Here is a 21,043-nt window from a genome sequence, read left to right on the forward strand (position 1 = left end):
CAAGAAATATCAGCAGCCCTCCCGCAAAATTTGCTAGCATAATCCTGGAAACAATAAGGGGATGATCGCTCATGGTGCATCGCGGCAAAGTTCTGCTGATCTGCCTCGTTATGGGTACGGGCTGCAAACTGATATCCACTTCCTTTCGGGGCAAGCATAATAAAGGCTCGGAAAGCCCCGCGGCACCCGCCACCAGCGCGGATGGATCAGGGGCCGGCGGCACCGACCTTCCCAATATTCCCAAAACCGGCCCCACGGTTGCCGATGAAGTCTTCCGCATCCCCGAGCCCACCGCCGATGTTCCCTTGGAAGGCACCGTGGTGAGACGACCCAACGGTGGCATCGAGATTTCCGGGGCGATCGCCGGCGTCTGGGATAAAAAAGTGGCCCCTGTTTATGTGGTCGGCGACATCACCCTGAAAAACGGCAAAACGCTGATCGTGAAGGAAGGCGTCGAGGTTTTCTTCGATCCCAACGCCCGCTTTTACGTGGAAGGCGCCCAGCTGAAAATCGCCGGCACAGCGGCGGAACCCGTCCGCTTTACGAGCCTGACCCCGGAGCAGACCTGGCAAGGCATAAGGGTCTGCTCGGCCACGGCCTGCGATACCGAAGAGGTGAAGGGCAAGATCGAGATCCGCCACGCGATCTTCGAAAGAGCGCGCAAGGCCGATACCAATCCCAACGATGTCACCTGGCGGCGCGGCGGCGTCTTCAATATCCGCATGACCGAAACCGTGGTGATCGAGGACAGCGTCTTTCAAAATAATTTCAGTCTCGAACGCGGCGGCGCGATCGAAGTCATCGCCGAGAATCCCAACATCATCTTTCGGCGCAATACCCTGCGTGACAACAGCAATGACGGCGGCGGCGGCGCGCTGCAGATCACTCACGGCCGCAATCTGAAGATCGAGCAGAATACCTTTATCAACAACAGCAGCAAGGCCGACGGAGGTGGTATCGCCTTCATCGATTCGGCAGCCATCCTGCTCTCGGGCAATACTTTTGAAAACAACAAGGCCGGCGAGCCCGGAGGCGCGATTTCCTGCGATGGTCATGGAACCACGATCGCGATTGATGGAAGCAATGTCTTCAAAGGCAATACGCCGAATGACATTCTTTGCAAGGAAGAGTGATCGTGTCACAAGCGAAGAAAGACATCGACGTGGCCTGGATCCCCACGGCCGAAGCGCAGCGGGGCACCACGCAGGAAGGCCTTCTGGTTCAGGCTTTTTTGCAGTATCGGCACTGGCTGCGTGATCAGAAAGAGGCTGCGGTCCAGACCCGTTCCCTGGAAAAAATTGATCAGGTTTTTCAAAAAGCCCCCGAAGCGATCAGCTGCACGGCAGGCTGCGCGGCCTGCTGTCATGCGCGCGTGGATATTTCCAAGCATGAAAAGCGTCTCCTCCTGACCCATCTGAAGCAGCATAAAGTGCAGATCAATAAGGAACGGCTTGCCATCCAGGCTCAGGCTCTGCGCGAAGGTCGCTGGGACCTGCTGCCCTTCGCCGATCGCCGCTGCGTATTCCTGGATCAAGAAAGTCGCTGCTCGATCTACGAAAGCCGGCCTTTGCTCTGCCGCCGTTATTTTGTGACCTCGCTCAAGGAACACTGCTACGACGAAAATTGGAGCCAGATCGCAAGGGTCACGGATTCTGACGCCGATGGTTTTCTATCGGCGGTCTTCACCAAATTTAAATTCGAAGCCCTGCCCCTTTTTTTGAGTGAGAACCTCGATAAGATTGACTAGTCCTGCTTTCTCTCTTGCGCCGCGCCCAAAGTCCCTTTAAACAAGGGTCAGACATTCAAGGTCAGGAGAGAAACGCATGGGAACAACCCGCATCGTGGCACTGCTCTGTCTTTTGTCGACAGGTCCACTGTCCGCACGCACGCTGATTCATGCGAAGCAGCTGATTGATGGCCGCACGTCCCGCCCCCAGGAAAACATGACACTGATTGTGAACGGGAATCGCATCGAAGGCGTGGAAAAAGGCTTTGTCGCCCCGGGGCCCGGTGATCAGCTCATTGACTTGAAAAATGCGACGATCATGCCTGGATTTATGGACATGCACGTGCACCTGAGCACCGAGTTCAGTCAAAAATCCTATCTGGAACGCTACACCCTGAATACAGCCGACTACGCTTTGGAAGCTGCAGTTCGTGCGGAACGGACGCTTCAGGCCGGCTTCACGAGCGTACGCGATCTGGGTGATACCGATAACGTGACGGTTGCCCTGCGGCGCATGATTGATTCGGGGAAATTAAAAGGTCCGCGCATCTGGGCGGCCACCAAATCCATTGCGACCACGGGGGGCCACGCCGATCCTACGAATGGGGCGCGGCAGGGTATGTTGCCGGAACCGACCCCGGAGATGGGCGTGATCAATGGACCGGATGAGGCGCGCAAGGCCGTGCGGCAACGCTATAAGGATGGCGCGGATCTGATTAAAATTACCGCAACCGGCGGCGTTCTGAGTCCAGCAAAAAGCGGACAGAATGCGCAGTTCACCGCCGAGGAACTGGCTGCGATCATCAGCACGGCCCGCGACTACGGGATGACTGTCGCAGCGCATGCGCATGGAACCGAGGGCATGAAGCGAGCGGTGCTGGCGGGCGTGGATTCCATTGAGCATGGAACCTACATGACGGATGAGGTGATGCAGCTGATGAAAAGCCGCGGAACCTTTTTCGTGCCCACCCTGGAGGCCGGGCAATGGGTCACGGAAAAAGCTAAAATCCAGGACTTTTTCCCGGAAATGGTGCGCGTGAAGGCCATCAGCATCGGCCCGAAAATCATGGACACCTTTTCACGGGCGATGAAGGCCGGTGTGCGACTCGCCTTCGGAACCGATACGGGTGTCTCCGAACACGGCCGCAACGCCGAGGAATTCCTTCTGATGGTCAAGGCGGGACTCGGCCCCATGGAGGCCATTCAGCTGGCCACGTGGAATGCCGCGCAGCTTCTGAAGGCTGAGGATAGACTCGGGTCCCTCGAAAAGGGCAAGCTTGCCGACATCGTCGCTGTTGAAGGGAACCCGCTGCAGGACATCAGCCTTCTGACAAAAATTTCTTTCGTAATGAAAGATGGCGAAGTCGTGCGGCATGGGGCCCGTGATCAACGGCTCAGTGCGCGTTAAGGTATCATGCCATCCCATCATTGCGAATGGCCGAGATATGGCCGGTTTCCTCCAAAACAGCGAGCCGGACCTGCTTCGGAGAATCCACGCCCATGCGCCTTAACGCGGCGAGCAGTTCATCCTCCGTCAGTCCCTCGTCCTCCAAAGCCTCGGGCAGTATCCGTCCCTGCCGAATCAAAGGCCGAGGCTGTTCGCGGAACAGGCGACGGAAGGCAGGGAAACGCTGGCAGAGCCGAGCCTGCACCACATGAAGGCTGAAAACGGTCAAAATAAAAACCGCCGAGTTCCACTTGCCCTCGCCGAGGGTCAGATTCTGCAGAACCACACCCAGCGAAATCAAAATAATCAGGTCAATCGTCGTGGTCTGCCCCGCCAGCCGCTTGCCGGCCATGCGCACGATGAGGATTAATCCGAAATAATAAAGACACGATAAGCCGATCTGCTGCCAAACATCTGAACTGGTCAAGGGAGCCTCCGGAGTCTGTTCCGTCCTCAGCTCTGCAATGTATTTGCCAGGATCGTGTTATTTTAAGGAAGTCTGTGATCCGATTCATCCAGGAGCCTTTATGTCAGCCCAGTATCCCGCTCTCATCGCATTACCCATGCCGATTCTTACGCCACGCCTTGTCCTTCGCCCGCCCCAGGCCGGGGATGGACCGGCCTATTATGCCGCCATCAATGCCTCACGCGAGCATCTGCGCCGCTTTTTGCCTTGGGTTGACGCGTCCCATTTAACTCAGGAAGACAGCGAAAACATGGCTCGCCTCTGCCACGCGAAATACCTGGCGCGCACCGATATCGTGCTGCCATTCTTTGATCGAAAAACGCAGCAGCTGTGCGGAAGTTCGGGCATGCATCGCATGGACTGGTCGGTCCCTTCCTTTGAAATCGGCTACTGGGTCCATAAGGACCATGAAGGCCAAGGTCTGGTCACAGAGGCGGTGCATGCCGTCACTCGCTATGCCTTTGAGCAGCTGCAGGCCAGTCGGGTCGAGATTCGCTGTGAAAGAGATAACACACGGAGTCGCGCCGTGGCCGAGCGCCTGGGATTTGAGCGGGATGGGATACTCCGCCATGACCGCCGCAACAGTCAGAGTGGGGAGTTGACCGACACTTGGGTCTACTCCCGGCTGAATATGGCAGGATTACCCGACCTGGAGGTGTCCTGGTAAAGCACCCTTGGGCGCTGCCTGGCCGCATTCTTGCAAAAGCTCTTCGGCCCAGCGTTTTACGATACTGCGCAAGGAGGTTTTGCAATGCGCTTGAAACCAACCAGACAGGACGGCGAGAGATGGATAATTGTCATTGGCGGCGGCTTTGCCGGGATGAAGGCGGCCCTGGAGCTGGCCAATCAACCGAAAGTGCGGGTGCTCCTGCTTGATAAGAACAACCACCATCTCTTTCAGCCGCTTTTGTATCAGGTCGCCACAGCCGGTCTGAATCCCTCGGATATTGCCGTTCCGATTCGGGCTCAATTCTCGGACGCGGCCAACGTTGAAGTGCACCTGGGCAAAGTCAAGGCCGTGCATCTGGATGAAAAGTATGTGGTCACTGAAAATCACGAAATCGAATACGATGATCTGATCATTGCCACCGGCACGCAGCATAATTATTTCGGACATCCTGAATGGGAAGCCTTTGCTCCCGGTTTGAAGACGCTGGAGCAGGCCACCGAAATCCGCCGGCGGGTCCTTTCCGCGTTTGAATTGGCGGAAAACACCTTTGATCCCGCCCTGCAAAAAGAACTTTTGACCTTTGTCGTGGTCGGCGGTGGACCGACCGGCGTGGAGATGGCCGGTGCGATCGCGGACATTGCGCGCACAGTTTTGGTGAAGGATTTCAAACATATCAACCCGGCCCAGGCCCATGTGGTTTTGGTCGAGGCCGCGCCTAAAATCATGAACTCCTTTGATGAAAAACTGGCCGAAAGAGCCAAAAAAGATCTTGAGGACATGGGCGTGGAAGTTCGCACCTCATCCATGGTGCAGAACATCAATGCCGAAGGCGTCCAGATCGGCGATCAGCTCATTCGCGCCCGCACTGTGATCTGGGGCGCGGGGGTAAAGGCGGCGCCTTTGCAATTCATCCCGGAAATTCCTTTGGATAAGGCCGGACGCGTGAAGGTGAACAAGGATCTTTCGATTCCGAATTACCCGAACGTTTTTGTAGTCGGTGATATGGCGTCTTTGGAAATAGCTCCAGGTCAATTCCTGCCGGGGCTTGCTCCTGCTGCCATGCAGGCCGGACGTCACGCCGCAAAGAATATTCTGCGGACAATGGCCGGCAAAGCACGCGAGGATTTTGTTTACAATGACAAAGGACAGATGGCCACGATCGGCAAACACCGTGCGATCGCTCAAGCCGGTCGCCTGAAGATGACCGGTTTCATTGCCTGGCTTGCCTGGCTTTTCGTTCACGTCTTTTATCTCGTCACATTCCGCAATCGCCTTTCCGTCATGGCGCAATGGGCCTGGAGCTATACCTTCTCCAAGCGCGGCGCTCGCCTGATCACACAAAGGGAATGGAAACTCAGCACCTGATTCACCGGAAGCATTCGCAATGCGACAAGGGCTGTCCCTTGTCGCCTTCATTAGTCTTAATGACATAACTGAAATTCCGCGCACTTGAACTCGGTCTGCTTTTTGCAACGATCCGGGCAAGTCCGCTTCTGGACGCTTGTTCATGGGAGTAAAAGCGATGCAAAAGCTTTCCTTTTGGATCCTGATCGGTTTGATTTTGCCGCTGCCCGCCTGTCTTTCCACCATCATGGGAACCAAGGATTCACGCAGCGAGGCCTATAAGATTCCAGAGCCTGGTGCCGACTGGGAACCGATTGATCCCGGCGAGGCTGATCGCGCCTATCGCAATCGCCTGGATCAGGCCATCCTGAATGTCAGTTCGGTCTGTGGTGAAGCTCGCTATAAACCTTTGGAAGAACTCTCGACCGACATCCTGAAGCAGCTGCCGGAACATGAGGTCGTCGATGCTCCCAAAAGCGCTATGGTCGGCGGTCATCCGGCTTTGATCACGGAAGCGCGCGGGCAGGTGGATGGAAAACCTTTGAATGTTCGCATCGGTGTGGTGCGGACGGATACCTGTCTCTATGATTTCATCCTGGCCGGCCCCAAGCTCGATTCCAGCAGCCGTATGGCCTTTGACCGCTCGCTCCAAGGTTTCCAGGAAAGAGCCGCTCGATGACAAAAAGATCGCATGGCGTACCGCTCTTTCTTTATCATGTGGGAACTCCTCTGGCCCATGCGGCTGAAGTCGTTGCCGACTTCCTTTATATGGCCAAGGACGTTCTGATCAGTGTCCCGAAGGCCCTCAAATCACCGGGCGTGATCATCGAACGCTTTCAATCCCTCGTAATCAGCTCGTGGTTTCTGGTCGTGATCACCTCCTTTGCCACGGGTGCAGCCATGGCTCTTCAGTTCGGTCAGGGCATGTCCCGCTTCGGCGGCAAACTCTATGTGCCGAACATCATCGCCTTTGCCATCGTGCGGGCGCTTGGTCCGGTGTTCGCCTGTCTGATGGTGGCTGCGCGTTCCGGGGGTGGCGTGGCGGCTGAACTGGGATCCATGAAGATCACCCAGCAGATAGACGCCCTCAGGGCCCTGGGCACAAAGCCCGAGGAAAAGCTGGTGGCGCCGATCGTCATCGCCTTGGTCTGCGGCATGCCCTTTCTTACGTTCCTGGCCGATATCGCCGGCATTGCCGGTGGGCTATTGGTTTCCATCAGCAGCCTTGGGATCGCGCCTTCGCTTTATATTGAAAAGACCATGAATGCCGTACCCTTCGATGATCTTCTGTTCAGTCTTGCCAAGACTTCGATCTTCGGCGGCGTCATCGGCCTTATCTCGTGTTTCATGGGCATGCGTACGCAGACCGGAACGTCCGGGATCGGTATTGCCACCACCACGGCCATCGTTGTTGCGAATATATTTGTCCTGGTGGGCGATTTTTTCATCACCAAGTTGCAATGGATGCTGCAATGGTAGAGAACGCAGGGACAACCCTGCTTTCCATTCGAGGCCTTGAAACGCGTTTTGGTTCCAAAGTGATTCATAGCGGACTCGACCTTGACGTCAAGGCCGGGGAAATCCTGGTCCTCTTCGGCGGCTCCGGCACGGGGAAGAGCACGCTTCTGAGAGCCATCATCGGTCTTGATGCTCCGGCTGCCGGGTCCATTTTTCTGGATGGCGAGGACATCACGCAGTTCGATGAAAGCGCGTGGCGGGAAGTACGGAAAAAGGTCGGCTACTCCTTTCAGAATGGGGCTCTGTTCGATAGTCTGACCGTCGCGGAAAATCTGGAATATCCCCTGCGGGAATTGACAGACATGCCTCCTGACGAAAGGCAGAAGGCGATTCATGACATGCTCGAACGCATCGGGATGCCGGATATCGCCCAACTTTATCCTTCTGAATTGAGCGGTGGGATGCAAAAACGCGTGGGCATGGCCCGCGCTTTGATGCTGAATCCGGCGCTTATTCTCTATGATGAACCCACGGCGGGACTGGATCCGGCCAACATCAAAAAAATTTCGGGCCTCATGCTGGATCGCAAGGCCCATGGACAGACCGGTATTCTGGTGACTCACGATGTACCCTGCGCTTTGGCTGTCGGGGATCGCATTGCCTTTTTGCATGAAGGCAGGATTGCCGTGATTCAGGATCGTGCCGCGATCGACCGGGAACCGGACGAACGCATTGAGGCTTATATCAAGGGAGACGTCGAGTGAAAGTGGCAAGCGTAAGAACCAAAATCAAGCTGGGTGTTTTTGTCATTTGCGTGGCAGCGGTCGCGGGACTGACCCTTCTCCTCGCAGGCGACAACGTCAATCTCTTTAAAAAATCCCGGAAATATCAGGCTCATTTCACCAATACCTCGGGCCTGATCGAAGGCGCTCCCGTGCGCATCGGTGGGGTGGAAGTCGGTCACGTTTCGAATATCAAAATCGAATCACCGAACGGGGCCTTGGCCATCGTCGCCATCCTGAGCGTCGACAGCCCCTATTATGATCTGATCAGCCCGAGCGCCTCGGTGGCCCTGGAAACCCAGGGTCTTTTGGGGGATAAATTCGTCTCGCTCTATCCCGGGAACACGGCAGGAACGAACAACCTGCCTGAAGGTTCGGTGATTGCGACCCGTGAAGCGGATAACCTTGCCAAGATGGTCGAGAAGTCATCTGTGATCATGGATCAGGTCAGCAACACGACGAAAAAAATCGACGAATTCGCCGCCGGCCTTCCCGATGCTCAAATCGTCGGAACTGCCGCCGAGGACGTTACGGTTTCCACCCGCGCCCTGCGGCAGATCATGACGCGCATGGCCGCCGAGGATTCGATGTTCGCCATGCTGAATGATCCCGCCTCCAAACGCATGCTGCGCAATAGCCTTGCGAGCATGGAAAGCGCCACCGCTCATTTGGATTCAGTGGCGAAGAAAATAGATGCCGGCCAGGGTACCCTTGGGGCCTTGGTGAATGACCGCAGCATGTATGAGGACATGCGTTCCATCCTGGGACGCATAGATCGCGGCAAGATCGCCCGGCGGGTCTTCATCGAAGCGGCCGAGCAGGACGGCAAGGACAAGGAAAATCCTCGTTGAGGCGTCAGGCGGCGTGAAGCGTCACGCCGATCTCGTAGCAGCGCTCGAAGATTTCACTCATTTGATCATTGCTCATATAAAGCGGCGTTCCCTTCGGCCTTGGCAGGACGATACGCCGATGATAGGTTTTTTTGTCCAACACCGGCAGCCGGCCGAAATCATAAGAAATCATCCATTTTTCCGTGGTTTCCAGCTTCGATGTGAAGTTATTGGTCACAAAGCCACCATCGATGCAGCCATCGAAATGCGGCACGAAGTTGGTGAGGAAGGGAATGGTCGAGGACTTGATGATGACTTTATAGGCCAGGTCGGAAGGATGGGCGAGGATATCCTCCATCACGAAGCTGCGGCTTTTCAGGCTCACATAGCCGACGAAGAAATGCCGGAGCCCGATGCTCGCGAAACTCTCGGGATTGGCAATGAAAGGTTGCACAAGAGTCCGCAGTGTTTCGCCTTGCATATCGTAAGGCGGAAGAAAACGCTTCAAGGGTTTACTGATAAGGAAATCGCGGGCCGTTTGAAACCATTGCAGCGAGCGCATTGCATCGCTGCTGCTGTAGGTGAGATACGCTGCATGACTTCCCGAGGAGACAGAGCACACCACATCAGGAACAAGACGCCGTTCTCGCAAACCGCATAAAAAACCGGTTAAACCGATTCCCCAAAGACCGCCTCCTGGCAAGGAAAATTCCAGCATATGTTCACCTCCTGCACATTGAGCCTTCCTTGAAAGCAGACGATATCTCCTATCGTCATAACGTAAGCAATGCGAATTCAATGCCACGCTTTACAAATAAAAAAAGGAAGCCTTCCGGCTTCCCCTCTCAATGTCGCTATTTCAAAACCCGTTCACGTTCGCTGCGCACGATGAATGAGGCGCAGCAGAAGCAGCAAAACTATCGCACCGATGAAGGCCACGAAAATAGTTCCGGCCAGCCCACCGAAAGGGGCTCCGACTCCGAGCTCACGGAAAAGAAAACCGCCGATGAAGGCACCGACGATACCGATCACTATATCACCGAGTACTCCGTATCCTCCGCCGACGACAGCGGATGCGAGCCAGCCCGCAATCAAACCAATAACAGCCCAAATCAAAATCGTTTCCAAACCCATATATGTCCCCTTTACGCAGGTTACCGTGATACCATCACAATCCCATTTCGTTCTTTGCAAGAGTTTTGCCAGGCTCGGGGGTCATGCGGGGTCAGAGGAAGCCCGTTCCGTTCAGAGCGGCTTCATGGGCAGGAATGGATTTCAGCCAGCCCGTGAGGGAAAGGCGCTGGCGCTTCGGGGCCCGGACTTCATGCGGAAAGCGCTGGCTATCGAAGAGGACGAGGGTACCGAAAGCGGGTGAAACAATTTTGAGAATGCGGTCCTCATCCTCGGGGTCATAGATCACCAGCTCACCTCCGTCCTGGCTTTGCCAATCCTTGTTCAGGAAAAAGACCAGCGACAGACGGCGGCCGTTGTCGTTTTGAAAGCGATCGCGGTGCTTTTGATAAAATGCACCCGCCTCGTAAACTGCAAAGTGGCACTCAAAAGCATTGATGGAAAGATAAAGCCCCTGATTGACCGCACGGCTCCAGCTGCGAACGAGTTCGAACCAGGCCGCCACTGCCGGCTGGGGATCGCTGGGGTCCAGCCAATGAATGCGATCACTGCGAATGGTTTGCGCTTCGTGCTTCTGATGACCTTTGCCGATCTGGGCCGGAGTCGAAGCGCCTTCAGCATAGCGCCTTCGCCATTCCTGCAGCAGAGCTTCCGTCTGCGCCGGGGGCAAGGCGTCGGGAATCACGGCATAGCCGTCGATCGCCAGCTGATCCAGAGTCTCCGAACGCTCGGCAAAGGTCTTTCTCATCAGTAAGGCCAAGGGAAGTTGGAATAGTCCTGCTTACGCTTTTCCAAAAAGGCCCGACGGCCTTCTTCAGCCTCGTCGGTACCATAGGCAAGGCGGGTAGCTTCCCCGGCGAAGAGCTGCTGACCGACAAGGCCGTCGTCGATCATGTTGAAACCAAACTTCAGCATGCGAATGGCCGTTGGTGATTTGCTGTTGATCTCACCAGCCCATTCCAGAGCCACGTCTTCCAACTGCTCATGCGGCACGACCTTGTTCACCATGCCCATGGCCATGGCTTCCTCGGCGCTGTAGTTGGCACCCAGGAAAAAGATTTCGCGCGCTCTTTTCTGTCCGACCATGCGGGCCAGATATGCCGAACCAAAAGCACCGTCGAAGCTGGCGACGTCCGCATCGGTCTGTTTGAAGATGGCATGTTCGCGACTGGCAAGGGTCAGATCGCAGACGACATGAAGACTGTGACCACCACCTACGGCCCAGCCCGGTACGACGGCGATCACGACCTTGGGCATGAAACGGATCAATCGCTGCACTTCAAGAATATGCAGGCGACCGAGGCGGGTCGGGGCCGCTGCATTATCTTCATACTGATAACCGTCCTTGCCGCGAATGCGCTGATCCCCACCGGAACAGAAGGCCCAGCCCCCATCCTTCGGTGATGGACCATTCCCGGTGAGCAGCACCGTGCCAACGTCAGCGCTGCAGCGTGCATGATCCAATGCGGTATAAAGTTCATCCACTGTTTTCGGACGGAAGGCATTGCGCACTTCAGGTCGGTTGAAGGCGACCCGAACAGTTCCCTGCCCTATGGCCCGGTGGTAAGTGATATCGGAAAAATCAAAGCCAGGAACTTTTTCCCAGCTGGCGGCGCGAAAAAGTGGAGAAACCATGACGTACCTCATGTTGAGCCGAATCAGGCCTCTTTTATTCAACAGTTCACGCCAGGGGGTCAAACACAATCAGTCGAATTGCACGCAGAGTAGGCTGAGTGCTCCGTGCTCCATCCCCTGAATGGGAAATCGAACATCCTGCAGTCCCTGCCATGCTGCACCCAGAGCGACAAGAAGCGGGGCATAATGATCATTGGTCGGATGGTTCTTGCGGAAAAGGGGCTGGATAAAGCGCGGCTCCACCAGAGCGTCCTTGTCCCGAGCCAGAAGACGTTCCTGCAGCCAGCGATCGAAGTCAGTCACCCACTCTGGCGCATCCGTCCGTCCCTCCTCGAAGGCCCCGAGGTTATGGGTGGCGGCGCCAGTCCCGATGATCAGAAAACCCTCGCGACGCAAAACGGCGAGTCTCTCTCCGATTTCAAAAAAGCGTGGGAACTTATCCTTAAGCCTTAAAGCCAGCGGCAGTATGGGAAAGGCAGCATCCGGATACATATGCATGAGGGGCACCCAGGCCCCGTGGTCCAGGCCTCGCTCCACTTCATCCAATGGACCGATGCAGGCCTGCACCCGCGCTCTTTGCTCGGGTGAAAAACCATGGGCCTTATACTGAATCTTTTTCAGCTCCTCGCCAAAGCCGGCAAAGTCATGAATTGTCGGCAAGGGATCGGAGCAGGAGATTTGCATCGCGTGTTCCCACCAGTGGGCGGAAATCACGATGATGCCTTCCGGGGCCGGCAGGGCCTTGGCCCAGGCGCGGAAGTGCGCGGCCTGATTGTGATCGAGAGCCTTGCTGGGAGCGCCGTGAGAGACGAAGAGAACGGGCATGCGAGAAGCGTCAGACATGGCGTTGCGCCCCCTTAGCCGGAATTCGAATGCTGCTGATTGGTGCGCGCACTGGAAATGATGGCCTGACAGAGTTTGTCATAGTCGACAGGCTTATTGAGAAGATCACGGGCACCAAGTCTCCGCGCTTCTTCCAGACTGATTTCGGAATAGCCGCTCACCAAAAAAACCATGGGTTTGCGTTTGGTCATGCTGCTGATCCGGGTCAGCAATTCGACGCCACTACCATTGGGCATGCGCACATCACTGACAACGACATCAAAATCATTCTTGCAGATCAACTGAAAAGCGGCATCGCCGCTTTCCGCCTCGAGTACTTGAAAACCCTTATCGATTAATATAAACGCGACCAGTTCACGCAACACCGGCTCGTCATCCACTACCAGCACCGAAATTGGATTTTCGTTCATTTGTAACACCCATGAGACTTTCGCAGGCCTTAGGTCCTTATAATACAGAAGGCCCCGGGTTCCCTCAGCTTTTTTTTACTCTTTGGGAGTTCTTCACAAAAGGCGCACGGCAGCCTATGCTCTGCGGCCTTATCCCTCAGCAAATATAGCCGATACCAATCATTATCGTGGCCAGTATCCAGGACATGAGAGTGTTGCCTTCATTGCCCATCAAATACAGCAAAAATCGACTTCGCGTCGTCTGGAGCGTCAGTCTTTTGCTCAGCTGGTCACTGCAATTCTTCGTCGGATCTGCGAGCTGGGCTTATGGGAGTTTTCTGGTATGGGCTCTGACCGCCGGATATATCTGGGACAGAAAAGCGCCCTTCCTGACGGTGGGCATCTTTTGTGTCATGTCCGCCTCCCTCTCATGGGAGGTCCTGTCCATGAATCCCTGGCGCTCCATCCCATCCGGCTTTGGCCTTGCCGTGCTCCTGGTTTTTCTGAGCAGCCTCGTCAGCACGCTGCACTTTATGCTGCATCGGGAACAAGAAAGGATCCGTGAACTGCAGGACGGGCTTTTGCAGATCGCGCGCTACCATGTCTGGGGTCGCATGACCGTGGGGCTGGGTCATGAGCTGCGCAATCAGATTGCCATTGTCACAGGCTATCTCGATCAGATGAAAGAAGATGACCTGTCCGCGGCGCAGCGGCGCAAGATCGAACGCAGTCTTCTTGCCAATGACAGAATGCTGAAGCTTCTGACCCAGCTGAGCCTTCTGACCCGGGACTCCAGGCATGAGCCGCTGCAGTCGCTCAGCCTGCCGGAAGTGCTCCAGGATGCTCTGCAGTTCGTGGAGCGTCCTCTGGAGTATCACAGCATCCACGTACGCGTCCCTGCCCTTTCCGACCTTCCGAACGCCCTTGGGCATCCAACGCTGATGCAGACTCTCTTCATGCATTTCATCCTGCATAGCGTCGATCGCTTCAAGGACCAGGATGGAAACGGGAAAGAGATCAGCTTGGACCTTGAACCGGAGGGTGACGGCCTGCGCCTTCGCTACCGCGATAACGCGAAGCATGGCAAGCCCTGGGCTTATGCCGACAGGACCCTGGCGGAACAAATGCTTCAGCGCGTGGGAGCCTCGCTTCAGGACAGCGCGGAATCACCCGAGGGATGGCAGCTGACCGCCTTCTTCAAGACGCTTGACTCGCCGCCTGATTCAAACGCGACAGCAGAAGCAGAATATAGCTGATATCCAGCGGCTTTTGCGCCACGCAGTGCAGATCGTTATTCAGAAGTTTCTTCAAGGGTTCCACCAGTTGAGGCTGGGAACTCAGGACGATGAAAACGCCGCGATGCGTTTTGAGTCGGGCCAGATCTTTCTTGGCTTCATCGAGCGTTAAATTATCGACATCAAAAACTATGGGATAAACTCCATTCAGCGCCTGCCGCACCAGAAGGTCGATGTCTCCGCCTGTGATCACGGTGAAATTAAGGGCTTCAAAAAGCGTCTGATAACGCTTCCTCGTCCCGATATCGCGCGAGACGATGACGAGCGATTCCTTGACCAGATCCTTCTTCAGGTTCTGCCCGGATTTCAGATAGGCGCGGGTCATGTCGGTGACGGTCAGCATACCGAGTATATCTTTTTCATGGACCGAACCATCATTCACAGGGAAGTGGCGCAGATGTTTCTGAAAGAACATCTCGCGCACATCCTCTTCAAGATGGGAAAGGCGGGCAAAGGCCACGGGCCGGGTCATGAACGCGGCGACGCTGGCATGAAGCTTCTCCTGCTTTTCGAGCAGCGTGAACTTCTGGACGATATCGCGCTCCGTGACGATGCCAACGACATGGCGATCGTGATTGAGCACGAGGATGCTGCTGATATTCTGGTCGCGCATGGTGGCCACGACATCGGTCATCGTCTGTTCGGCTTCGACGAATACCAGACGGCGCTTGATGAGTTCTTTCATGGGTGAGGCCCTCCTCTCCCTTCCATTGTCAAGGGACCGGGGGAGAGCCGTCAATGGCCTTAGCTGCGAAGATCACGGAAAAGGGGCGTTGCTTCCGGGGCGAGACTAGGCGGATTGATAACAAAACGCCGAATTTCCCGCTCGGGAAGGGGGATGGCCCGCGACTGGTTCAGGACCTGAAAGAATTCCTCTTTACGGAGGCGTGGAAGCGAGGCCTTCTGTTCGGGACTCATCTCTTTCAAGGCGCCCTTCAGATAATAAAGAGCCTGAAGCTGAAGGATGCGGCCTTTCTTCTGGACGGCCGTCTGGTAAGCGAGGCCACGCTCGCGGTCGGAGGCATTGTGATAGCAGCCGACCCACTGGCGCGAGCAGCGCTGATAGATATGCTCTCCGAATTTTTCCAGCAGATATTCAACCTGGGCACTGGGGGACAGCATCCGGATGGGGTCTTTGCCAAAGCCGTCATGGTGCCAGCTCCAGTTGAACTGCATGGCACCAATATCAACGCTGGCAGCCTTTTCGGGGTTACGGCGGGATTTCTTCTGCAGATCTTTAAGAAAGTCGATGGCGGCCGGGCCTCGATAAACGCGTCCGCCTTCTGTTGCATTGTCCCTTGCGATGACAAAACGGAAACTTGATTCCTGATTGACGATCTGCCAGATGATATCGGGATTCGTTGTCTGGCAGGCCGCGTAGGCCAGCTCTTCCAGGTAGGGGCGCTCCCCATTGGAAAGGATGCTGGGGTTGACTTTCGCAGCGGTTTCCTGAAAGACCGTTTCGCAGTTTTGTCCGGCGTGAGCAGCCGCATACAAGATTACGCTGAGGGTGAAAGGACCCATTTGTGACAAGCCTCTTCAAGTGGTTCGAGAGCCTTGCTGCAAAAGCCATGCACGGGACGGCCTTTGTATCAAAGCAATGACTTGACAGACACATTTGACTGTGAAGTCGACACTGTTGTCGCCCCCTATTCGGGGGTGGGCTGAATATTACGTCGATTACGCGAAAAATGGAAGACCAGGAATCATGCAGAGTCGAATTGCCCGATTTCAGGCTCAAGCAGAATCGCTCCAGGGCTCGTCCAAAGCCTTGTCCAGAGCCTCACCCCAACGCACAAGAAGAAAAGTGACATCATCGCTTGGCTTGTGTTCTTTCCAAACATGAAAGGCTTCTTCCAGAATCTGGCGTCTTAAATCATGAGGAGATCGTGAGTTCTCCAGAATTTTTTCGAGCGTTCTGAGATTCATCTTTTCGCCCTGCGGCCCTACATTTTCGAGGAGTCCGTCGGTGAAGAGGAAAAGCGCATCGCCTTTTTCAAGTTGGAAGCTGCGCGGTTTCCAGTTGCCATCGGTGCGATGCCCAAGAGGACTGCCTGCGGCTTTCAGGCCACTGATTCGATTCCGACCGAGCAGAAGGCCGGGCTGGTGTCCGGCGCTGATCATCGTTCCCGCGCCGGTTTTGGTGTCGATACCAATGAACACCATCGTCATGAGTCGATCGACTTTCGCGCCGGTCTCCAAGACGGTTTGATTCGTTGCTTTGACCAGGGTCATGAGAGTCTCTTCCAGGCTCAGCTTCACGCTCGCTGAACGGAAGGCATAAAGCGTGGAGTACAAAGAACCTGCAGCGGTCCCGGTAATCAAGGACGACGGGACGCCATGACCGGTGACGTCACCCACGAAAAGGTAGAGTCGGCCCTGCTCCTCATCCTCGAAGAAACCGAACCAGTCGCCGCCGCTGATTTCCGCGGAACGATAATAGTGCGATATCGCGTAATGCGGACTTATGGATTGATTCGGCAGCAAGGCGCTCTGCACCTGCCGCACCTCGCGGAATGAAGCCTCCAGTGAACTGGCCTTGGAGGAAAGTTCAATGCGCCCGGCGGTGATCTGCGCGAGCAATTCGAGAACTTCTATTTTCTGCCCGTTGAAGGCATGCGACATCTGTCGATGTTCAAGATAAAGCACTCCCAGGAGCTCATAGGCATCCCGATCACCCGTGATGATCGGCAGGCAGACGATAGCCCTGACGCCGGTTTTGATGATGTAAAGCTCTTTTTCAAGCCCCGGAAGCATGCTCTGCGCGACATGAGCGTCGTCGATCACCAGCTTGCTTCTGGTGCGTTCGATATAACCGATCACCGGCCAACAGACGCTTGAGGAATCCTGAATAGCATCCGGGCTTTTAACGTCGACCTGACCATCCTGAAAGGTGGCAATCACGTTCCAGCGGTGCGATACGCCATCGCGGGTGAGCAATTGACCGGTCTGCGCTCCGGAAAGTTGCGACGCATAGGCGATCACTTTCTTGAAGAGCAGGCGATCGTCCGATTCACGGGCGATGTCCGCGATCGCGGTGCGGAAGGAGGTCAGCTCGTTGCCGCCGGTGCTGACCAGATCCTCGATGGGAGCCATGGGCGAAGTCAGCGCCACGCGCCCTAAAAGGGCCTGGGCCTTGCGTACCCCGCCCCATTCCGCATAAAGGCGCAGGGCCAAACCCAGCCAATGATCAGCGCTTTCCTGAAGCCGCATCGACTTACAGAGAAAGCCGAGCTGCTCGGCCGCCAGAGCCTCTTCAAAACCAAAGCCCGAGGCGCGCGCGGCCAGCATCGCCTCATGAAGAAGACGCATGGCGTCCTCGGATTTTTCATGCAGAAGGGCCCATTCGGCTTCCAAGATGAAGACTCGATGCTGCACATTGCACGGCACCTGGCCCATGAAGCGCCGCAGCTGCCGCAGATTTTTTTTCGCCTTCCGCTCCAGCCGCCGCTTGTCCAGGCCCTCCGTCCCGGCCGCCAGACGCAGGCTCGCCAGCGCCCCATAGAACAGGACCGTCGTCAGCCCCCACGATCCCAGCACCGCTTCCCTGAGTTTCAGGGCTTCATCGGCATAATGGGCCGCGACCGTCCATTCATCAGCATAGAAGGCCAGCATGAGCTTGGCAGAATGATAGTAGAATGCGCAGTCCTGAACGGTATGCAGGAAATTGCTGTAGTCGTCTTCATTGAAAGCTGAACCTTTCAAGGATAAACCGTCCTGGGTTTCCCCAAGCAGGACCGCCGCGGCCTCGACGAACACGCTGCGATGCGGAATCAGGTGCTCCTGGTGCAGTTCATCCAGAAGGCGCGCGTATTTTCGCATCTCATCCTGAAAGATTTTCAGGGGCCGACCCGATTGAAAACTATAAATGGCATAAAGGTTGAAGGAGTGAGTGGCGAACTCGTAATCGCCGCAGTCAAGGGCCTTTTGAAAGTTACCCAGGAGCGATTGAATACTGCGCCCGATCGGTTCGAGCCAGGGCCTTATAAAGCCTTGGTAGAGGAGTTCCACGCGACAGCGGGTGCTGGAACTGCCGACGCTGCGGGCTTTTTCCCGCGCGACGGCCGAGAGATCCGCGGCATAGGAGATACGACCTGTCAGCGCCAGAAGTATGAGACTGAAACTCTGACAAATCACGGGCATTTCTGCGGTCGTGCCTTTTTCGTGCGCCATCAGAATGCCTTTGCAGACAAAGAGTGGCGCCAGGAAGGGTTCCACCAGATAGGAGGCTGATGACAAACGCTGGCTTAAACGAAAGGCGGCATCCATTTTCGCATCGACCGTCGGGCCCTTTTGCATGATGGTTTCCATCACATGGCGCGGATCGCCGAGCCGGATGACTTTGAGCAGCTCCCGCATGAGTTGGGCACGGCCAACGAATTCGGGAACGGCGAGGCCCAGCTCAAAAATGACCCGCTTGCCATAGAGGATGCCCTGAAAGATGTTGCGACGGAGCAGGTCTTCGACCATGAGCTCCTGGCAGGTAAAGGCGTCCAGAGGATTGCGCGCGTTATCGACGACCTCGCGGACGGCGGCATCCAGCTCGTCACGGAGTTCATACATGAAGGCGGCCGCTGCCTTTTCTGTGAGCAGGTCCACGCAAAGCTGATAGTGCTTTTCCCAGCGATCAGCGCCGAAGCAGGACAGTGCCTGCTCGACCAGATGGAGACAGAGTTCATAATCACAGATTTTCCGCGCCTCGCGGGCGGCCAGAAGATTGATGCGGGCCACTTCTTCCGCATGGAAGAAGGCCTTCTGCAAACGCGCCTCATCCAGACAGCGGGCCGCTTTCATAAGGGTCTGCATACGGATGCTGCCGTTGCCTTTGACACGGAGATAAAGATAAATCTGTTCATGAAGCGTCCGACTCTCGGCCGGCGAGAGTCGGTGCAAGATGTTATCGCGCAAACTTTTGGCGGCGAACATGAAACCGCAGTTACGGGTGGGCTGCACCTGGAACTGGCGGAACTCACTTGTGCGCAAGGCGACGATCAGACCGCTTTGTATGGCGTCATGCAGCGTATCATAGAGGCCACAGCGCACCGCACCGGGTGGCAGGAGCGCCTGCAGGTCATTGCTTTCAAAGCTGATGCCTAAGATCGCGGCATATTTCAGATACTCAAAGCCCGGATGCCAGCGCCACTCTTCCTGCAGACTCACCATGTTGGGTGACATGGCCTGGCAGATGCGCACGACATCATCACGGATCTGCCAGCGATGCTGCTCGGCATCAAAGCGCAGAGCCCCCATGCCGCAGAGTTTTTCGATGACGGATGCGATCACGCTCGCGTCGCCATGGCTCATAAGATGCAGCTGCTCGCCGAGCGCCTGAAATTTTTCATCGCTGCTGCGCGCCATGTCCTGAACCATCTGCACGATGTCGCGCCGCTCGGGACGCGGCACCTGGATTTCCAGGAACGAGGACTGCTGCGCGGCCTCCTGCAGAAACTCGCGGAAGGTCGCCGTGACTTCAGGATCATTTTCCCGGAAGGCGCCGATGAAAAGAAGATGCGGCACGGGATCATAAAGAGTGAGGCTTTTTAAAATCCTTGCCGAGCTGCCATCCAAAAATTGCAGCTGATCCAAAAAGAGCAAGAGCGGATGATTCGGTTCACAGAGCACCCGCACCAGATTTTTCAGGGTCAATTCGAAACGGCTTTCCTGCTGCTTCGGCGGCAGATTCTGCAGCGGCGCAAGACCGGGACAGAGCTGATCGAGGCTGGGCAGAAGATCCAGGAGCACGGCGAGGTTGAGTCCGCAGGCTTCCGTTATTTTTTTACGCCAGTATTCAAGTTCATTTTTGGGCCGGTAGAGAAGCTGCATGAGATGCAGATCAAGCACCAAAGCGAGGCTTTCATAGGGAATGCCGAGGCGGTGCTTCTGTAAAGATCCCTGCAGGAGGTAGCCGCGGCTCTTGGCCAGAGGCCGCCAGAGTTCCTTGACCAAAAGAGCCTTGCCCGCATATTCCGGCCCCCGCAGCATGATGAAGGTGGGCCGGCCTTCCAAAAAGCGATCGACGCCGCGAATCAGAGTCTGCAGCGCGTCGGCGCGTCCATAGATTTTTTCCGGTATCGTGAGTTTATCGAGCACGTCGGTGCTGGCGAGCGGAAAACGCGTGCTGCCGGGCATACGCCCTTCGACAATGGCGGCGGCCTGCCCGAGGTCTGTTCGTATGCCATCGAAGGTGAGGTAGCGATCAACCGGGACCTTTTCCAAAAGTTTTTGAACGATCTGGGAAAGAGGAATCGGCAGGCCTTCGATGCTTTTATGCAGGGGCTTGGGAATCACGGACAGATGCTGATAGAGAAGCTCGCGCGCATCACTGCTCTGAAAGGCGTTGCTGCCGGACAGGATGCGGTACAAAACCTGGCCCAGGGCATAATAATCACTGGCGCGCGACAGGCGATTTTCGATCTGGCCGAACTGCTCGGGAGCCATGAAAGGCAGGGACACCTGGGGAAAGGGAATATCCTGCACCAGGGCTCCGCGATGGCCTTCATGCACCGAGAAATAAAGGTCCTGAAAGATGATGGTCTCGCCGTCCTTGGTGATTCGGATGAGATGCGGGCAGAGCGTGCGATGAATCAGCGAGACTTCATGCATCATGCTCAGGGCATCCAGTATTTTGCGTCCGACCCGCAGTTTTTCGGCGAGGGTCAGCGTTTCGATGTGAAGATAATGATCAAGACTCAAGGTTTCATGGAATTGATAGGCGGCCCAGGTGCTTGTGCCTTCGTGCCAAAGGCTGATCAATTCAGGAAAGCAGGGCAGACGAAAACTTTCGAGCAGCTGGGCTTCCGCTTCCAATAGCCCGACGTCCCATTCGGGATGAAAGGCGTTGTCGAAGGATTTCAAAAGGACCCGCGTCCCATCCGAAGTCCGCGCCCGAGCCACACGGATGCCGCAGAGCTCGTAAAGAAGCTCGACATCGGTGAAGAGTTGGCTGGACCATGCGCTCATGCGGGTTCCTGGATTGTGTTAAATCCCCTTTCTGTTTCGGGGCTTTGCTGGAAAGATTGAGGGTTTA

General features: G+C 55.9%; 20 protein-coding genes. 10 read left to right on the forward strand and 10 right to left on the reverse strand.

What is annotated here, in order from left to right:
• Nucleotides 1–71: 71 nt before the first annotated feature.
• From VFO10_RS06230 to VFO10_RS06240, 3 genes are all read left to right on the forward strand, one after another.
• Nucleotides 72–1,133: a right-handed parallel beta-helix repeat-containing protein gene (locus VFO10_RS06230; RefSeq protein ID WP_325138156.1), complete on the forward strand. Its 1,062-nt coding sequence runs from the start codon at nt 72–74 to the stop codon at nt 1,131–1,133.
• A 2-nt stretch (nt 1,134–1,135) separates the two neighbouring features.
• Nucleotides 1,136–1,747, forward strand: a complete 612-nt coding sequence (locus VFO10_RS06235) for a YkgJ family cysteine cluster protein (RefSeq protein WP_325138158.1) — start codon at nt 1,136–1,138, stop codon at nt 1,745–1,747.
• A gap of 76 nt (nt 1,748–1,823) precedes the next feature.
• The gene (locus VFO10_RS06240; protein ID WP_325138160.1) at nt 1,824–3,134 is read left to right on the forward strand and encodes an amidohydrolase family protein; all 1,311 of its coding nucleotides are present in this window, start codon (nt 1,824–1,826) and stop codon (nt 3,132–3,134) included.
• A gap of 4 nt (nt 3,135–3,138) precedes the next feature.
• Here the strand turns inward: VFO10_RS06240 and VFO10_RS06245 are convergent, their stop codons facing one another.
• A complete protein-coding gene (locus VFO10_RS06245; RefSeq protein WP_325138162.1) occupies nt 3,139–3,600 on the reverse strand; it encodes a DUF421 domain-containing protein in 462 nt (153 codons plus the stop codon).
• Between the two features lie 100 nt (nt 3,601–3,700).
• Between VFO10_RS06245 and VFO10_RS06250 the strand changes: the two genes are divergently transcribed.
• From VFO10_RS06250 to VFO10_RS06275, 6 genes are all read left to right on the forward strand, one after another.
• A complete protein-coding gene (locus tag VFO10_RS06250) occupies nt 3,701–4,306 on the forward strand; it encodes a GNAT family N-acetyltransferase (protein ID WP_325138164.1) in 606 nt (201 codons plus the stop codon).
• Between the two features lie 84 nt (nt 4,307–4,390).
• Nucleotides 4,391–5,674: an NAD(P)/FAD-dependent oxidoreductase gene (locus VFO10_RS06255; protein WP_325138166.1), complete on the forward strand. Its 1,284-nt coding sequence runs from the start codon at nt 4,391–4,393 to the stop codon at nt 5,672–5,674.
• A 157-nt stretch (nt 5,675–5,831) separates the two neighbouring features.
• On the forward strand, nt 5,832–6,332 hold the full coding sequence (locus VFO10_RS06260; RefSeq protein ID WP_325138168.1) for a hypothetical protein: 501 nt from the start codon (nt 5,832–5,834) through the stop codon (nt 6,330–6,332).
• Complete coding sequence (locus VFO10_RS06265; RefSeq protein ID WP_325138170.1) at nt 6,329–7,132, forward strand: ABC transporter permease; 804 nt, start codon at nt 6,329–6,331, stop codon at nt 7,130–7,132. The genes VFO10_RS06260 and VFO10_RS06265 overlap by 4 nt, the downstream gene beginning before the upstream one ends.
• Nucleotides 7,126–7,875 (forward strand): ABC transporter ATP-binding protein, encoded by a 750-nt coding sequence (locus tag VFO10_RS06270; protein ID WP_325138172.1) that lies wholly within the window; start codon nt 7,126–7,128, stop codon nt 7,873–7,875. The genes VFO10_RS06265 and VFO10_RS06270 overlap by 7 nt, the downstream gene beginning before the upstream one ends.
• On the forward strand, nt 7,872–8,744 hold the full coding sequence (locus VFO10_RS06275; RefSeq protein ID WP_325138174.1) for an MlaD family protein: 873 nt from the start codon (nt 7,872–7,874) through the stop codon (nt 8,742–8,744). Before VFO10_RS06270 ends, VFO10_RS06275 begins: the two co-directional genes overlap by 4 nt.
• 4 nt (nt 8,745–8,748) lie before the next feature.
• On the opposite strand, the gene VFO10_RS06280 is transcribed toward VFO10_RS06275, so the two are convergent.
• The 6 genes from VFO10_RS06280 to VFO10_RS06305 all read right to left on the reverse strand — a co-directional run bounded on the left by VFO10_RS06280 (nt 8,749) and on the right by VFO10_RS06305 (nt 12,742).
• Nucleotides 8,749–9,441 carry a patatin-like phospholipase family protein gene (locus tag VFO10_RS06280; protein ID WP_325138176.1) on the reverse strand — a complete coding sequence of 231 codons (693 nt, stop codon included), beginning with the start codon at nt 9,439–9,441 and terminating at the stop codon, nt 8,749–8,751.
• Between the two features lie 152 nt (nt 9,442–9,593).
• Nucleotides 9,594–9,857: a GlsB/YeaQ/YmgE family stress response membrane protein gene (locus VFO10_RS06285; RefSeq protein ID WP_325138178.1), complete on the reverse strand. Its 264-nt coding sequence runs from the start codon at nt 9,855–9,857 to the stop codon at nt 9,594–9,596.
• Nucleotides 9,858–9,948: 91 nt separating this feature from the next.
• Nucleotides 9,949–10,602 (reverse strand): 2OG-Fe(II) oxygenase, encoded by a 654-nt coding sequence (locus tag VFO10_RS06290; protein ID WP_325138180.1) that lies wholly within the window; start codon nt 10,600–10,602, stop codon nt 9,949–9,951.
• A complete protein-coding gene (locus VFO10_RS06295; RefSeq protein WP_325138182.1) occupies nt 10,602–11,489 on the reverse strand; it encodes a 1,4-dihydroxy-2-naphthoyl-CoA synthase in 888 nt (295 codons plus the stop codon). The genes VFO10_RS06290 and VFO10_RS06295 overlap by 1 nt, the downstream gene beginning before the upstream one ends.
• 69 nt (nt 11,490–11,558) lie before the next feature.
• Nucleotides 11,559–12,332 carry a class III extradiol ring-cleavage dioxygenase gene (locus VFO10_RS06300; RefSeq protein WP_325138184.1) on the reverse strand — a complete coding sequence of 258 codons (774 nt, stop codon included), beginning with the start codon at nt 12,330–12,332 and terminating at the stop codon, nt 11,559–11,561.
• Nucleotides 12,333–12,346: 14 nt separating this feature from the next.
• On the reverse strand, nt 12,347–12,742 hold the full coding sequence (locus VFO10_RS06305; RefSeq protein ID WP_325138186.1) for a response regulator: 396 nt from the start codon (nt 12,740–12,742) through the stop codon (nt 12,347–12,349).
• A gap of 191 nt (nt 12,743–12,933) precedes the next feature.
• Here VFO10_RS06305 and VFO10_RS06310 point away from each other — a divergent pair, with 191 nt between their 5' ends.
• On the forward strand, nt 12,934–13,977 hold the full coding sequence (locus VFO10_RS06310; protein ID WP_325138188.1) for a hypothetical protein: 1,044 nt from the start codon (nt 12,934–12,936) through the stop codon (nt 13,975–13,977).
• Here VFO10_RS06310 and VFO10_RS06315 read toward each other — a convergent pair.
• The 3 genes from VFO10_RS06315 to VFO10_RS06325 all read right to left on the reverse strand — a co-directional run bounded on the left by VFO10_RS06315 (nt 13,919) and on the right by VFO10_RS06325 (nt 20,976).
• Entirely contained in the window at nt 13,919–14,701 is a 783-nt protein-coding gene (locus VFO10_RS06315; protein ID WP_325138189.1) for a cyclic nucleotide-binding/CBS domain-containing protein, read from the reverse strand. The genes VFO10_RS06310 and VFO10_RS06315 overlap by 59 nt on opposite strands.
• Before the next feature lie 59 nt (nt 14,702–14,760).
• The gene (locus VFO10_RS06320) at nt 14,761–15,540 is read right to left on the reverse strand and encodes a hypothetical protein (protein WP_325138191.1); all 780 of its coding nucleotides are present in this window, start codon (nt 15,538–15,540) and stop codon (nt 14,761–14,763) included.
• Between the two features lie 213 nt (nt 15,541–15,753).
• Complete coding sequence (locus VFO10_RS06325; protein ID WP_325138193.1) at nt 15,754–20,976, reverse strand: SpoIIE family protein phosphatase; 5,223 nt, start codon at nt 20,974–20,976, stop codon at nt 15,754–15,756.
• Nucleotides 20,977–21,043: the final 67 nt, after the last annotated feature.

This window comes from Oligoflexus sp. (genome assembly GCF_035712445.1).
Lineage (GTDB): Bacteria > Bdellovibrionota_B > Oligoflexia > Oligoflexales > Oligoflexaceae > Oligoflexus.

Excerpts from the sequence above, each read along its gene's own strand:
- VFO10_RS06290 (WP_325138180.1), bottom strand. The coding sequence starts at position 10,602 with ATGAGAAAGACCTTTGCCGAGCGTTCGGAGACTCTGGATCAGCTGGCG.
- VFO10_RS06260 (WP_325138168.1), top strand. The coding sequence starts at position 5,832 with ATGCAAAAGCTTTCCTTTTGGATCCTGATCGGTTTGATTTTGCCGCTG.
- VFO10_RS06265 (WP_325138170.1), top strand. The coding sequence starts at position 6,329 with ATGACAAAAAGATCGCATGGCGTACCGCTCTTTCTTTATCATGTGGGA.
- VFO10_RS06255 (WP_325138166.1), top strand. The coding sequence starts at position 4,391 with ATGCGCTTGAAACCAACCAGACAGGACGGCGAGAGATGGATAATTGTC.
- VFO10_RS06230 (WP_325138156.1), top strand. The coding sequence starts at position 72 with ATGGTGCATCGCGGCAAAGTTCTGCTGATCTGCCTCGTTATGGGTACG.
- VFO10_RS06305 (WP_325138186.1), bottom strand. The coding sequence starts at position 12,742 with ATGAACGAAAATCCAATTTCGGTGCTGGTAGTGGATGACGAGCCGGTG.
- VFO10_RS06270 (WP_325138172.1), top strand. The coding sequence starts at position 7,126 with ATGGTAGAGAACGCAGGGACAACCCTGCTTTCCATTCGAGGCCTTGAA.
- VFO10_RS06320 (WP_325138191.1), bottom strand. The coding sequence starts at position 15,540 with ATGGGTCCTTTCACCCTCAGCGTAATCTTGTATGCGGCTGCTCACGCC.
- VFO10_RS06295 (WP_325138182.1), bottom strand. The coding sequence starts at position 11,489 with ATGGTTTCTCCACTTTTTCGCGCCGCCAGCTGGGAAAAAGTTCCTGGC.
- VFO10_RS06315 (WP_325138189.1), bottom strand. The coding sequence starts at position 14,701 with ATGAAAGAACTCATCAAGCGCCGTCTGGTATTCGTCGAAGCCGAACAG.
- VFO10_RS06285 (WP_325138178.1), bottom strand. The coding sequence starts at position 9,857 with ATGGGTTTGGAAACGATTTTGATTTGGGCTGTTATTGGTTTGATTGCG.
- VFO10_RS06325 (WP_325138193.1), bottom strand. The coding sequence starts at position 20,976 with ATGAGCGCATGGTCCAGCCAACTCTTCACCGATGTCGAGCTTCTTTAC.
- VFO10_RS06250 (WP_325138164.1), top strand. The coding sequence starts at position 3,701 with ATGTCAGCCCAGTATCCCGCTCTCATCGCATTACCCATGCCGATTCTT.
- VFO10_RS06240 (WP_325138160.1), top strand. The coding sequence starts at position 1,824 with ATGGGAACAACCCGCATCGTGGCACTGCTCTGTCTTTTGTCGACAGGT.
- VFO10_RS06300 (WP_325138184.1), bottom strand. The coding sequence starts at position 12,332 with ATGTCTGACGCTTCTCGCATGCCCGTTCTCTTCGTCTCTCACGGCGCT.
- VFO10_RS06280 (WP_325138176.1), bottom strand. The coding sequence starts at position 9,441 with ATGCTGGAATTTTCCTTGCCAGGAGGCGGTCTTTGGGGAATCGGTTTA.